A 12,778-nucleotide genomic window follows, 5' to 3' on the forward strand; every position below is an offset into this window, starting at 1 on the left:
GAGGCCGGATTGCGCTCGGCGGTCGGGTTGTGGATGCGCTTCGCATAGGTCTCGATCTTCTGCAGGGCGGAGGCGAGGGCCGCCGGGTCGCCGGCGATCCCGGCCCCGACCTTGTCGGCCTCGTATTCCCGGGTCCGGCTGATGGCCATCTGCACCAGGCCGGCCGCCATCGGCGCGAGGATCATCAGGGCCAGGGTCCCGATCAGGCCGCCCGGCCGCTCGCGATCGTCGCCGCCGCCGAAGAACAGGGCGAAATTGGCGAGAGCGGCGATCGCCCCCGCCACGGTGGCGGTGACGGTCATGGTCAGGGTGTCGCGGTTCTTCACATGGGCCAGTTCGTGCGCCATCACGCCGCGGATCTCCTCGCGGGTCAGCATGTCGAGCAGGCCGGTGGTGGCGCAGACGGCGGCGTTCTGCGGATTGCGGCCGGTGGCGAAGGCGTTGGGCTGGTCGTTGGGGATGATGGCCACCACCGGGCGCGGCAGGCCGGCGCCCTTCGCCATCTGCAGCACGTCGGCGACATAGGCGCGCACCACGGCGTTGGGGTGGCTCTCGTCGACCGGCTGGGCGCGATACATGCGCAGCACGATCTTGTCGGCGTTCCAGTAGCTGAACAGATTCATGCCGCCGGCGAAGACCAGGGCGATCAGCATGCCGGTGGTCCCGCCGATCAGCCAGCCGAGGCCGACGAACAGCGCCGTCAGCGCGGCCAGCAGGGTGAAGGTCTTCAGGTGGTTCATGGTCGGTGAAAACTCGGTCGCTGGCGCGAAAGGCCGTCGCGCCCTAACTTGTGGAGTCCCGCCTCCCCGCTCAAGACGCCCGCGCTGTGACCGATCATCCCACCTCCGACCGCCCCGCCTTCAATGCCGACGTGCCGCACGCGACGCCCGAGCGCCGGCTCGGCGAAGCGGCCCGGCGCGCCCTGCTGGAGGCGGCGGAACGTCGCGCGGCCGCAGCCGGCCCGGCGTTGCAGCCCGAGCACGGCGGCCCGCGCGGCCCCGAGCCGACCCGCTACGGCGACTGGGAGAAGAAGGGCCTGGCGGTCGATTTCTGACGCCGCAGAACCGCGGCCGGCGAACGGCGTTAACCCTGTCGCACAGGAGTTTCGCCGCCATGATCCGTCCCCTCGCCGCCGCCGTCGCTTGCCTCTGCAGTCTCGCCGGCGCGGCCTCGGCCCAGGCCTGGGGTCAGCCGGTCTATGTCACCCCCTACGGCCATGTCGTCGGCGGCACGCCCCTGTCCGAGGTCGAGACCCGGTCCTACGTCACCACCGGCCGCCGGGCCGACGGCTACACCGATCAGGCCTATGTCCATGTTCCCGCCCCGGTGTACGGCCGGGGGTACGGCGGTCGCCATGGCTACGATCACGGCCGCTATGGCCACGGCTACGGTCGCCAAGATCATGGCCGCTACGGCTACGGCCGGCGCCAGCCCCGCCCCCACCAGGGCTACCGCGACGTCTGGGGCTACAATGACGACCGGCATCCGTCGGCGCGCGGTCACGACCGTGACCGCCGCGACCACCGCCACGACCGCGACTGCGGCTGCGGCGACGTCTATCTCTATGACCGCTGAAGGCCATCAGGGTTAATTTTGACGCCGCCCGGGGAATGCGAGGGGCCGGATTTCGCCCCTTCGATGCATTCCGAACCCTTTTCTTTCCAGTGACTTAGAACGGCTCCTGCATCGGAGTCCGTGTCATGCGCGTGTTAACCCTTTCCGCCGTCGCCGTCGCTCTCCTCGCGGCCGGGCCCGCCCTCGCCGGCGAGCCCGGGGGCGGCGGTCACCGCCCGCCACCCTCGCCCTGCTGCGACCACCGCCCGCCGCCGCCGCCGTGCTGCGGGCACGGGGGCGGCTCGCACAATGTGAACGTCAATGTGAACGCCGCCGCCCGGGCCTTCGCCGGGGCCTCCGCGACCTCGCACCTCAACGCCCGCCTCTATGACGTCGGCGGAATCCGGGGCCGCGGCTTCGGCGGCGGGACGGTCTATGTCGGCGGCGGCTACGGCGGCGACATGGGCGGCTACGGCCACGGCGCCCCGGTCTATTACGACATCGACCGCCGGGTCCTCGCCTGCGCCAGCGCCCCGTTCGGCTATGTGGTCACCGGCTTCGGCCGCGACGGGCGCCGCCCGCCCTCCTGCGGCGGCCATGTCGGGTACGACGACCACGGTTCCGACCGGGGCGGCCGCTACGGCTACAGCGAGCGTCACGACAGCTACGAGGCGCGGTCGTACGAGAGTTATGAAAGCTACGAGGAATACGGGAGCTTCGAGGGGTACGAGGAGTACGGCGCCTACGACCATCGCGGACGCGACGAGGACGCCGACTACGGCATCGGCGACTACGAGCGGGGCTATATCGACGGCCGCGCCAACTGCGACTGCCGCGAGCCGGCGCCCTATCCGCCGCCCTACCTGCCCGAGCCGCCGCGCTACGAGCGTCCGGCCCCGCGGCCGGCCCGCCCGCACCGGCCGCGCCACGACGCCCCGCCGCGCCAGCAGTACCGGCAGGAGCCCGGCGAGCGCGGCTGATCAGGACGCGGGGCCGACGATCGACCCGACGATCGCCGAGGCCGCCAGCAGGGGATCGTCCGCCTCCACCACCGGCCGGGCCACGACCAGGTGGGTGGCCCCGGCCTGCAGGGCCGCGCGCGGGGTGGCCACGCGCTGCTGATCGCCCCGGTCGGCGCCCTCGGGCCGCACCCCCGGGGTGACGATCAGGAAGTCCGGCCGACCGGCCTCGTCGGCCAGCCGGCGGACGCGCGCCGCCTCCAGCGGGCTCGAGACCACCCCGTCGACGCCGCAGTCCAGCGCCTGCCGCACCCGCCGCTCGACCAGGTCGGCGACCGTGAGGCCGTAGCCCAGCTCGGCCAGGTCGGCGTCGGACAGGCTGGTCAGAACGGTCACGGCCAGCAGTTTCATGTCCGACCCCGCCGCGTCGCGCCCCCTGACCGCGCCGCGCATCACCTGCGGCTCGGCGTGGACGGTCAGCAGGTCGCAGCCGCCCTCGGCCACGGCCCGGGCCGCGCCCTCGACCTGGGCGCCGATGTCGTGCAGCTTCCAGTCCTGGAACACGGTCAGGCCCCGCGCCTTGAGCTCGTGGGCGAAGGCCACGCCGCCCGGCCGGGCCAGCAGGGTCAGGCCGACCTTCCAGGCCGAGATCGTGCCTTCGAGCCGCGCCACCATGGCCCGGGCGGCCTCGACCGAGGGCAGGTCGAGACCGACGATCAGGCGCGGATCGGTCAGCATCGGCGTCATGGCGGCGCTCCTTCGCGTCGATCAGGACTGGACGCGCGCGCGGCCGTCAGCCTTGATGGCCGCAGACGGGTGAATCGGCGGGGCGAGGTCAGCACATGAACGCGGTCGATCTGGGCGTCAACCTGTTCGTGGCCCTGTTCGCCCTCGTCGATCCGATCGGCAACATCCCGATCTTCGCGGCGGCGACCGCCGGAGCCTCGCTGCGCCAGCGGCTGTCGGTGTCGGTGCTGATCTGCCTGTTCATCGTCGCCTTCCTGGCCTTCTTCTTCTTCACCGGCCTCGCCCTGCTGCAGTTCTTCGGCATCTCGCTGGCCGCCTTCCGCATCGCCGGCGGCGTCCTGCTGCTGCTGCTCGGCCTCGACATGACCCGCGGCGACTTCCTCAAGATGTTCGCCGACGCCGACGCGGCGGCCGACGCCCGCGACGTGCGCGGCTACGCCCGGCGGCGCTTCCAGCGGCTGGTGGTGCCCTTCGCCATGCCCCTGCTGATCGGCCCCGGGGCCATCTCGACCATCATCATCCAGGCCGGCGAGGCCGCCCGTATCGGCCCGGCCGGCCAGGCGGCCGGCCTCGTCGCCATCGGCGCGGCGGGCCTGGCCACCTTCGCCTGTTTCGCCGCCACCGGTCCGATCAGCCGGCTGCTCGGCGACGTCGGCATGGCCATCATCGTGCGCGTCCTGGGGCTGATCCTGTGCGCCCTGGCCGTCCAGTTCATCCTGCTCGGCCTGTCCGAGGCCATCCCCGGCATGTTCAGCGGCGCCGTGACCGCGCCCTATCCGGACGGGGGGCGCTGAGCGGCGTCAGATCCGCTTCAGCCGCCGGGCGTGGCCGCCGACCATGGCCAGGGCCAGCCGGTCCGGCAGGTGTTTGGCGAGGCCGGCCAGCAGGTTGTTGGTCACGCCCGGCGTGACGCTCGGCCGGTTGGCCTCGCAGGCCGCGTAGCCGACGCGGGCGACGTGGTCCGCCGTCTGCCACATCCAGCCGGGGTAGGCCGCCGACACCTCGGCCCGCGTGCCGTTGACGTCGTGGAACTCGGTCAGGGTGTAGCCGGGGCACAGGGCGGTGACGTGCACCCCGGTCCCGCGCAGCTCCAGATGCAGGCCCTGCGAGGCCTTGATCAGGAACGACTTGACCGGCCCGTACAGGGTGTCGCCGCCGGTGGCCGGCATCCGCCCGGCCAGGGAGGCGACGTTGAGGATGCGGCCGTAGCCGCGCTCGACCATCCCGGGCGCGAACAGCCGGGCCAGTTCGACCGGCGCGGTGAGCATGACCCGGATCATCGCCGCCTGGGCCTCCGGGTCGGTGCGCAGAAAGCCCGCCGCGCGGCTGAAGCCGGCGTTGTTGACCAGTCCGTCGACGGTCAGGCCCCGCGCCCCGACCGCCTCGAACAGGCGGCGCGGCGCGGCCGGGTCGGCGAGGTCCTGCGGGATCACGGCCACGGCCGCGCCGCGGGCCGCCAGCTCCCCGGCCAGGGCCTGCAGCGGTCCCTCGCGCCGGGCGGTGAGGACCAGGTCCCGGCCGTTGTCCGCATAGGTCCGGGCCAGGGCCGCGCCGATGCCGGCCGAGGCCCCCGTGACCAGGACCGTTCGGCGGACGCCGGACCTCACGCCGGCCCCGCTCAGGCCGCGGCCGGACAGGCGGAAGGCGGCGCGAAGGCCGCCAGCGACGGCGGGTCCTCGGCCAGCAGGTCGGCGATGGTGATCTTCGACAGGGCCTCGGCCGCGGCCCGGTCGGCGGCGGTCAGGGCCTTGGCCACCTGGCGCGGGATGTGGGTGCTGACCGGACAGCCGCTGGCCCCGGCCGGCGGCGAGCCGAGGTGGGCGCAGCCGTTCACCGCCCTGAGCACCCGGTCCAGGGTGATGGCCTCCGGCCGGTGCAGCAGCCAGGCTCCGCCCGAGGCCCCGGGCCGCGTGGCGATCAGCCCCGCCTTGGCCAGCAGGGCCGTGACCCGCCGCACCACCACCGGATTGGTCGGCACCGAGGCGGCCAGCACCGCGCTGGGCGCGGCCGCGGCCGGCGAATAGGCGCCCTTGTGGGCCAGATAGGCCAGGGCGTGGGCGGCGACGGGAAATCTTTGACTGTCGGACATGGCGCCCGCCCAGGATAGGACGGCGGCGCGGGTTTCACAAACCGGCCGTCGCGCGCCGTCGGGCCGACGATTGAACCGCCGGGTGAAAGGGCCTAAAGGCTCGCCGCTCGTTTGAGGGGAACCGCGCCGTGCGGCGTCCCGGAGGCACTTCATGGTCGGGGCCCCTCCCCAAGGTGAAGACGGCAAGCCCGCCGCCGCGAACCCCCCGAAGCCCCAGGACAGGTCCGTCGCCCCGGCCCACCCGCACCCCGCGGCGGCGGGCGAAGGCGGTCACGTCAAGGCGGGCAAATGGGGCCTGATCATCGGCGCCATCGGCGTGGTGTTCGGCGACATCGGCACCAGTCCGCTCTACGCCATGCGCGAGGCGCTGCACCACAGCCGCAGCGGCGGCACCGCCGAACTGGCCGTGCTCGGCGTGGTCTCGCTGGTGTTCTGGGCCCTGATCCTGGTGGTGACCCTGAAATATGTGGTCTTTCTGATGAAGGCCGACAACAAGGGCGAGGGCGGCACCCTGGCGCTGATGGCCCTGGCCCAGCGCGCCGTCGGCCGGCGCTCGGGCCTGATCTTCCTGCTCGGCGTCTGCGGCGCGGCCCTGTTCTACGGCGACGGCGTCATCACCCCGGCCGTCTCGGTGGTCGGCGCGATCGAGGGGCTGAAGGACGCTCCCGGCATGGGCGACGCCCTCAGTCCGTTCGTCGTGCCGATCTCGGCCGGCATTCTGATCGCCCTGTTCCTGGTGCAGTCCAAGGGAACGGCCAGCGTGGCGCGCTTCTTCGGACCCCTCACGCTCGCGTGGTTCGTCGTGCTGGCCGGGCTGGGGCTGTTGCACATCTTCGACGACCCCTCGATCTTCCGGTCCCTGTCGCCCCACTACGGGGTGCTGTTCCTAATCGACAACGGTTTTCTTGGATTCGTCATCCTCGGCAGCGTCTTCCTGGCGGTGACCGGGGCCGAGGCGCTCTACGCCGACATGGGCCATTTCGGCAAGGCGCCGATCCGGGCGGGTTGGCTGTTCGTGGTGCTGCCCAGCCTGACCCTCAACTATATGGGGCAGGGCGCCCTGGTGCTGTCGGATCCCGCGGCGGTGGAGAACCCGTTCTTCCGCATGATCCCCGAGGCGATCTACTGGCCCGTGATCCTGTTGGCCACGACCGCCGCCTGCATCGCCAGCCAGGCCGTGATCACCGGCGCCTTCTCCCTGACCCAGCAGGCGGTGCAGCTCGGCCTGCTGCCGCGCATCGACATCCGCCCGACCAGCGAGACCCAGGCGGGCCAGATCTTCGTGCCGTCGGTGAACATGTTCCTGATGGCCGGCGTGCTGGTCCTGCTGGTGCTGTTCCCGACCTCGTCGCAACTGACCTCGGCCTACGGCATCGCGGTCACCGGCGCGATGTTCGTCGACACCCTGCTGGCCTGGTTCATCCTGCGACGGATGTGGAACTGGTCCCTGCCGCTGTCGCTGGCGGCCCTGGCGCCGCTGGCCCTGCTCGACCTCGTCTTCATCAGCTCCAACGCCCTGAAAATTCCGGACGGCGCCTGGCTGCCCCTGGTGCTCGGCGCGGCCCTGGTCCTGATCATGTGGACCTGGGTGCGCGGCACCCAGATCCTCACCGAAAAGACCCGCAAGGACAGCCTGCCGCTGGCCGACCTGATCGAGATGCTGCGGGCCCGGCCGCCGCACCGGGCCCCGGGCACGGCCATCTTCCTGACCTCGGACCCCGACATCGCCCCGGTGGCCCTGATGCACAATCTCAAGCACAACAAGGTGCTGCACGAGAAGAACATCATCCTCACCGTCCGCACCGCCGACCGGCCGCGCGTGGCCGAGGCCGACCGGGTGCGGATCGAGCCGATCTCCGACGACTTCAAGAAGCTGGTCATCACCTACGGCTTCATGGAGCGGCCCAACGTGCCCAAGGCGCTGAACCTCTGCCGCAAGCAGCAGGGGCTGAAGTTCGACATCATGTCGACCAGCTTCTTCCTCGGCCGGCGCTCCATCGTCGCCTCGGCGGCCCAGGGCATGCCGCTGTGGCAGGACCGGCTGTACATCTTCCTGATGCGCAACGCCGCCAATCCGACCGACTTCTTCCACATCCCGCCCGGGCGGGTGGTCGAGCTCGGCGCCCAGGTGTCGGTGTGATGGCGAGGGTCGAGGGTCGAGGGGCGAGGGGCGAGGGTCGAAGCTCCGCCGCGCGCGGCCGCCGCATGGCCGAGAAGTCGCGCGGGCCGCGCCAGCCCGCGGAGGCTGAGGCCTCCCTCGCCCCTCGACCCCCGACGTCGGCGGACCCTGAGGCCGGCGTCGAGGCGCGGCTGGCCGCCGGCGTGCTGCTCAATGCGGCGCTCGAGGGCCGCGGCGGGCTGGACGCCGCCCTGTCGTTCCGCGAGGTCGCCGCCCTGGCCGGCCCCGACCGCGCCTTCGCCCGGGCCGTGGCCATGGCCGCCCTGCGCCGCCTCGGCGAGATCGACCAGATCCTCGACCGCCGCCTGCAGAAGGCCCCGCCGCCGGCCGTGCGCACCCTCCTGCGCATCGCCCTGGCCCAGACCCTGGTGCTCGGGACGCCGGCCTTCGCGGCGGTGTCCACGGCGGTCAAGCTGGCCGAGCGCGATCCGAAGACCCGGCCCTACAAAAACCTCGTCAACGCCGTGCTGCGCGGCGTCGAACGCGAGGGGCCGGGCCTGACCACCGCCGAGTCCAACCTGCCCGACTGGCTGGCGGCCCGCTGGCGGGCGACCTGGGGCGAGCCGGCCCTGGCCGGACTGGCGCTGGCGACGCGCGAGGAGCCGGCCACCGATCTCAGCCTCAAGCCGGGCGTCGATTCCGCCGCCGTGGCCGCGGCCGTCGAGGGCGAGGCGCTGCCGGGCGGCACGATCCGCACCGGCCGGCGCGGCGACGTGGCCGGCTGGCCCGGCTTCGAGGACGGGATCTGGTGGGTGCAGGACGCCGCCGCCGCCGTCCCCGTCCGGCTGCTGGCCCCGAAGCCCGGCGAGGCCGTGGCGGACTTCTGCGCCGCGCCCGGCGGCAAGACCCTGCAGCTGGCCGCCGCCGGGGCCGCGGTCGTGGCCCTGGACCGCTCGGACAAGCGGCTGGACCGGCTGCGCGCCAATCTCGCCCGCACCGGCCTGGCCGCCGAGATCGTCGTCACCCCCGCCGAGGCGTGGGACGATCCGCGCACCTTCGACGCGGTCCTGCTCGACGCCCCGTGCACGGCCACCGGCACCTTCCGCCGCAATCCCGAGGTCCTGCGCGCCACCAAACCCGCCGACGTGGCCAGGCTGGCCGACGTCCAGCACCGGCTGCTCGACGCCGCCGCCGAACGGGTCAGGCCGGGCGGCCGGCTGGTCTATTGCGTCTGTTCGCTGGAGCGCGAGGAGGGCGAGACCCAGGTGATCGCCTTCCTGCGCCGCAACCCGGCCTTCCGGACCGCCCCCGCCGTCCCCGCCGATCTCGGCGCGCCCGACGAGGCCCTGACCCCCGAAGGCTGGCTGCGCGTCCTGCCGTCGATGTGGGCCGAAAAGGGCGGTCTGGACGGCTTCTTCATCGCCCGGCTGGACCGGGCGTAGGCCCTCGTTCGACAGCGAAGCAGCCTTGTCATCCCGGCCGTAGCGAAGCGGAGAGCCGGGACGGTTGAGCGCAAATATAATCCTCCCGGAAGCTGCGTCAGCAGCTATCCGGGAGACGCGTCAGAATACAGTGCGACGGCCGCCCGTCTCCCGGACAATCGCCGCCGCGATTTCCGGGAGGTGGTGATGGGCGCATGCCGTCCCGGATCGCCGCTTGCGCGGCGTCCGGGATGACAAGGCGCGAAACGCCAGCGGCCGGACGCCAGAACCCTGCCATCCCGCACCTTCCGGCGAGGGTCAGGCCGGCCCGTCCAGCACCGTATAGGTGACCCGGGTCCGCACCCGGAATCCCAGCGTCTCGTACAGGGCGATGGTCGCCGCATGCGACGCATAGGCGTGCAGGAAGGCCTGCTCGCCGCGCTCGAGAATGCGCCGGGTCACCACCCGCATCAGCGCCCCGGCGTAGCCGCGGCCGCGGAACTCCGGATGGGTGCAGACGCCGGACACCTCGGTGAAGCCGTCCGGCCGCATCCGCTCCCCGGCCATGGCCACCAGCCGGCCGTCCCGCTTCACCCCGATGAAGGGGCCCAGCCGGTGGGTCTTTTCGAAGAAGGGCCCGGGCGCGGTCAGCGTCGCCAGCGCCAGCATCTCCGCCGCCTCGGCCTCGCCCAGCGCCTCGAAGGCGACCTCCCCGCCGCCGCCGTTCAGCGACGCGGCGACCATCTGCACGCAGGCGGCCCGGGCCCGCACCTTCGCGCCCGGCGGCAACGGCCTGTCGCCGGCCTCGACCAGTCCCATGCCGTTCGGCGAGACGTTGAGCGCCGCCAACGCCTCCACGGCCTCGACCGAGTCATCCGCCGCCGCCGCGAACAGGGCGTAGTCCGGATCGAAGCGCAGCGCCCGCCCGTCGCCGAGCGCCAGGGGCGCCTGCCGGCTCGTCAAGGCGCTCCACACCGGGCGGTCGAGAGGGTGGTTCAGAGGCATGACCCCTAACTAGGCCAGCCGTCGCCGTTGGCCAGAGGGTCCGCCGGCGCCGGGTCCGAAAACCGCGCCTACGCCCGCCAGAAGCCGACGATCCTCTTCACCTCGTCGACGACCGGCTCGGCGATGGCGGCGGCGCGTCCGGCCCCGTCCTTCAGCACCCGGTCGATCTCGGCCGGATCGTCCATCAGCCGGCGCATCTCGGCCGTGACCGGGGCCATCGAGGCCACGGCCAGCTCGGCCAGGGCCGGCTTGAAGGCGCCGAAGCCCTTGCCGCCCCATTCGCGCAGCACCTGTTCGCGGGTCTCGTCGGCGAGGGCCGCGTAGATGGTGACGAGGTTCCTGGCCTCGGGCCGGTCCTCCAGCCCCTCGACCGTCTCCGGCAGCGGCGCCGGGTCGGTCCGGGCCTTGCGGATCTTGGCCACGATGGAGTCGGCGTCGTCGGTCAGGTTGATGCGGCTCTGGTCCGACGGGTCGGACTTGGACATCTTGGCCGCCCCGTCGCGCAGGCTCATCACCCGCGGGGCCGGCCCCTGGGTCAGCGGCTCGGGCAGGGGGAAGAAGCCCGGGACGCCGAAGTCGGAGTTGAATTTGGCGGCGATGTCGCGGGTCAGCTCGAGGTGCTGCTTCTGGTCCTCGCCGGTCGGCACCTCGGTGGCCTTGTACAGCAGGATGTCGGCCGCCTGCAGCACCGGATAGGTGTAGAGGCCGACCGAGGCCCGCTCCTTGTGCTTGCCGGACTTCTCCTTGAACTGGGTCATCCGGTCGAGCCAGCCGAGCCGGGCCACGCAGTTGAGGATCCAGGCCAGCTCGGAATGGGCCCGCACCGCCGACTGCGGAAAGATCACCGAGCGCGCCGGATCGAGGCCCGAGGCCAGATAGGCGGCGGCGATCTCGCGCGTCTGGGCGGTCAGCAGGGCCGGGTCCTGCCAGACGGTGATGGCGTGCAGGTCGGCCACGAACAGGAAGCAGGGCGCGCCGGTGTCCTGCAGCTGGGTGAAGCGCTTCAGGGCCCCCAGGTAGTTGCCGAGATGCAGGGCGCCGGAGGCCTGGATGCCGCTGAGGATGCGGCGTGGGCCGGCGTAGGCGGCGGGGGCGGAGGACGCGTCTGACATAGGTGGCAAATGCCCCACCGCGACGGTCAGGGCAACCGGAACTAGCGTGAGCGCCGGATCAGGCCGCGGACCTCGGCCACGGTCACCGCCCGGGTGGCGAAGGCCAGGGCCGCATAGGTCAGGCCGCCGGCCGCCGTGACCAGCAGCAGGGCCGCCTCCTTGACCCCGTGGGCCGTTCCCAGGCCGGCCAGCAGGGCCGCCACCGGGGCCTCGATGCGCGGCCTCAGCGCGGCCGCGATCCCGACCACCACCGCCAGCCCCGCCGCCGCCGCCGCGATCCGGGCCAGCCGCGACAGCGCCGCGAGGCTGGGCCGGTACAGCCCCCGCCGCCACAGCGCCCCGCCCAGCAGCAGCACATTGGTCCAGGCCGCGCCCGACACCGCCGCGGCGATCCCCGCCACCCCCCAGCCGAGGGCGAACAGGCCGATGGCCAGGCCCGCGTTGACCGCCACCGACACCAGGGCGAAGGCCATCGGGGTGCGGGTGTCGCCCCGTGCGAAGAAGGCCGGGGCGAGGATGCGGATCAGCACGAAGGCCGGCACGCCCCAGCCGAACTGGAACAGGGCCCCGGCGGTGTTGACCGCGTCGAAGGCCAGGAAGGCCCCGCGCGTGAACAGGGCGTCGATCAGGAAATAGGGCATGGCCATCAGCGCCGCCGCCGCCGGCAGGGTCAGGGCCATCGACAGGATCAGGGCCTCGTCCATCGAGGCCTGCTGCTGCTGGTGGTCCTTCGAGGCCACGGCGCGCGACAGGCGCGGCAGCAGGGCGATGCCGATGGCCACGCCGACGAGGCCCAGCGGCAGCTGGTAGAGCCGGTCCGCCGTGGCCAGCCAGGTCCGCCCGCCGGCCACGAAACTGGACAGGTTGCCGGAGATGAAGACGTTGATCTGGGTCGCCGAATTGCCGATCGCGGCCGGGATGGCGGTGATGATGATGGCCTTGACCGCCGGGCTCAGGGTCGGAAGCGCCAGCCGGATGTTGGCCCCGGCCCGGCGCGCCGCCCACCAGCACAGGCCGGCCTGCGACACGCCCGCGGCCAGCACCGCCCAGGACGCCGCATGGGCCGCGCCGACCTGGTCCCCCCGGGCCGGGATGACGGCGGCCAGCATGATCAGGTTGAGCAGGATCGGATAGGCGCCCGAGACGATGAACCGCCCGCGCGCGTTGAGCACCCCCGAGAGCAGGGCGGCGATGGCCATGCACGGCAGGTAGGGCATGGTGATCTGGGTCAGGATCACCGCCAGCTTGAAGCGCGCCGGATCGTCGAGGAAGCCGACGTTGATGACGGTCATCAGCCACGGCATGGCCAGCTGGGCGACGACGGTCAGCGCCACGGTGGCGAAGGCGACCGCGGCCAGGGCGTCGGTCGCGACCCTGTCGGCCGCCGTCTCGCCCTCGGCCTCCAGCGTCCGCGCATAGGCCGGCACGAAGGCGGCGGCGAAGGCCCCCTCGGCGAAGATGCGGCGGAACAGGTTGGGGAAGTTCAGGGCCGTGTTGTAGGCGTCCGCCGCCGGTCCGACCGAGCCCCCGAGCGCCGCGGTGATGACGATGTCGCGGGCGAAGCCGGCCAGCCGGCTGACCAGGGTCAGGCCGCTGAAGATGGCCGAGTTGCGCATCATCCCGCCGCCCCCGCGCGCGGTGGTCGCCGAGGCCGGCGGCTGGACGAGGGGCTCCGACGTTCCCGACGCCGACGGCACCGGCGGCGCGGCTTCGAGGGGTTCCGGTTCAGGCTTGGACGGGTCGGCCATGTCAGCGCCTTAGACCATTTTTGC

13 protein-coding genes are annotated in these 12,778 nt (G+C 72.8%); 6 read left to right on the forward strand and 7 right to left on the reverse strand.

Annotation, left to right across the window (positions count from 1 at the left end):
• On the reverse strand, positions 1 to 740 hold a 740-nt coding region (locus Q0588_RS06860), incomplete at its 3' end, for a M48 family metalloprotease (RefSeq protein ID WP_298744964.1).
• Positions 741 to 826: 86 nt separating this feature from the next.
• Between Q0588_RS06860 and Q0588_RS06865 the strand changes: the two genes are divergently transcribed.
• From Q0588_RS06865 to Q0588_RS06875, 3 genes are all read left to right on the forward strand, one after another.
• On the forward strand, positions 827 to 1,054 hold the full coding sequence (locus Q0588_RS06865) for a succinate dehydrogenase assembly factor 4 (RefSeq protein ID WP_298744966.1): 228 nt from the start codon (positions 827 to 829) through the stop codon (positions 1,052 to 1,054).
• Between the two features lie 59 nt (positions 1,055 to 1,113).
• A complete protein-coding gene (locus Q0588_RS06870; RefSeq protein WP_298744968.1) occupies positions 1,114 to 1,575 on the forward strand; it encodes a hypothetical protein in 462 nt (153 codons plus the stop codon).
• Between the two features lie 125 nt (positions 1,576 to 1,700).
• Positions 1,701 to 2,534 carry a hypothetical protein gene (locus Q0588_RS06875; protein WP_298744970.1) on the forward strand — a complete coding sequence of 278 codons (834 nt, stop codon included), beginning with the start codon at positions 1,701 to 1,703 and terminating at the stop codon, positions 2,532 to 2,534.
• On the opposite strand, the gene pyrF is transcribed toward Q0588_RS06875, so the two are convergent.
• On the reverse strand, positions 2,535 to 3,251 hold the full coding sequence (gene pyrF, locus Q0588_RS06880) for an orotidine-5'-phosphate decarboxylase (RefSeq protein WP_298744986.1): 717 nt from the start codon (positions 3,249 to 3,251) through the stop codon (positions 2,535 to 2,537).
• Between the two features lie 104 nt (positions 3,252 to 3,355).
• Here pyrF and Q0588_RS06885 point away from each other — a divergent pair, with 104 nt between their 5' ends.
• Positions 3,356 to 4,054 carry a MarC family protein gene (locus Q0588_RS06885; protein ID WP_298744972.1) on the forward strand — a complete coding sequence of 233 codons (699 nt, stop codon included), beginning with the start codon at positions 3,356 to 3,358 and terminating at the stop codon, positions 4,052 to 4,054.
• Between the two features lie 6 nt (positions 4,055 to 4,060).
• Here Q0588_RS06885 and Q0588_RS06890 read toward each other — a convergent pair whose 3' ends face one another.
• Positions 4,061 to 4,867, reverse strand: a complete 807-nt coding sequence (locus Q0588_RS06890; protein ID WP_298744974.1) for an SDR family oxidoreductase — start codon at positions 4,865 to 4,867, stop codon at positions 4,061 to 4,063.
• Positions 4,868 to 4,878: 11 nt separating this feature from the next.
• A complete protein-coding gene (locus tag Q0588_RS06895; protein WP_298744976.1) occupies positions 4,879 to 5,349 on the reverse strand; it encodes an Rrf2 family transcriptional regulator in 471 nt (156 codons plus the stop codon).
• A 151-nt stretch (positions 5,350 to 5,500) separates the two neighbouring features.
• Here Q0588_RS06895 and Q0588_RS06900 point away from each other — a divergent pair, with 151 nt between their 5' ends.
• Entirely contained in the window at positions 5,501 to 7,489 is a 1,989-nt protein-coding gene (locus Q0588_RS06900) for a potassium transporter Kup (RefSeq protein ID WP_298744978.1), read from the forward strand.
• Positions 7,489 to 8,910, forward strand: coding sequence for an RsmB/NOP family class I SAM-dependent RNA methyltransferase (locus tag Q0588_RS06905; RefSeq protein WP_298744980.1), 1,422 nt, complete (start codon positions 7,489 to 7,491; stop codon positions 8,908 to 8,910). Before Q0588_RS06900 ends, Q0588_RS06905 begins: the two co-directional genes overlap by 1 nt.
• Before the next feature lie 297 nt (positions 8,911 to 9,207).
• On the opposite strand, the gene Q0588_RS06910 is transcribed toward Q0588_RS06905, so the two are convergent.
• From Q0588_RS06910 to murJ, 3 genes are all read right to left on the reverse strand, one after another.
• On the reverse strand, positions 9,208 to 9,852 hold the full coding sequence (locus Q0588_RS06910) for a GNAT family N-acetyltransferase (RefSeq protein ID WP_366872707.1): 645 nt from the start codon (positions 9,850 to 9,852) through the stop codon (positions 9,208 to 9,210).
• 110 nt (positions 9,853 to 9,962) lie between these two features.
• Positions 9,963 to 11,006, reverse strand: a complete 1,044-nt coding sequence (trpS, locus tag Q0588_RS06915; protein ID WP_298744984.1) for a tryptophan--tRNA ligase — start codon at positions 11,004 to 11,006, stop codon at positions 9,963 to 9,965.
• Positions 11,007 to 11,047: 41 nt separating this feature from the next.
• Positions 11,048 to 12,754: a murein biosynthesis integral membrane protein MurJ gene (gene murJ, locus Q0588_RS06920; RefSeq protein WP_298744985.1), complete on the reverse strand. Its 1,707-nt coding sequence runs from the start codon at positions 12,752 to 12,754 to the stop codon at positions 11,048 to 11,050.
• Positions 12,755 to 12,778: the final 24 nt, after the last annotated feature.

Source organism: uncultured Brevundimonas sp. (genome assembly GCF_937870815.1).
Classification (GTDB): Bacteria; Pseudomonadota; Alphaproteobacteria; order Caulobacterales; family Caulobacteraceae; genus Brevundimonas.

What these genes read in the sequence shown, in the direction of transcription:
- Q0588_RS06870 (WP_298744968.1), top strand. Translation starts at nt 1,114, where the DNA reads ATGATCCGTCCCCTCGCCGCCGCCGTCGCTTGCCTCTGCAGTCTCGCC.
- Q0588_RS06875 (WP_298744970.1), top strand. Translation starts at nt 1,701, where the DNA reads ATGCGCGTGTTAACCCTTTCCGCCGTCGCCGTCGCTCTCCTCGCGGCC.
- pyrF (WP_298744986.1), bottom strand. Translation starts at nt 3,251, where the DNA reads ATGCTGACCGATCCGCGCCTGATCGTCGGTCTCGACCTGCCCTCGGTC.
- Q0588_RS06885 (WP_298744972.1), top strand. Translation starts at nt 3,356, where the DNA reads ATGAACGCGGTCGATCTGGGCGTCAACCTGTTCGTGGCCCTGTTCGCC.
- Q0588_RS06895 (WP_298744976.1), bottom strand. Translation starts at nt 5,349, where the DNA reads ATGTCCGACAGTCAAAGATTTCCCGTCGCCGCCCACGCCCTGGCCTAT.
- Q0588_RS06900 (WP_298744978.1), top strand. Translation starts at nt 5,501, where the DNA reads ATGGTCGGGGCCCCTCCCCAAGGTGAAGACGGCAAGCCCGCCGCCGCG.
- Q0588_RS06905 (WP_298744980.1), top strand. Translation starts at nt 7,489, where the DNA reads ATGGCGAGGGTCGAGGGTCGAGGGGCGAGGGGCGAGGGTCGAAGCTCC.
- trpS (WP_298744984.1), bottom strand. Translation starts at nt 11,006, where the DNA reads ATGTCAGACGCGTCCTCCGCCCCCGCCGCCTACGCCGGCCCACGCCGC.
- murJ (WP_298744985.1), bottom strand. Translation starts at nt 12,754, where the DNA reads ATGGCCGACCCGTCCAAGCCTGAACCGGAACCCCTCGAAGCCGCGCCG.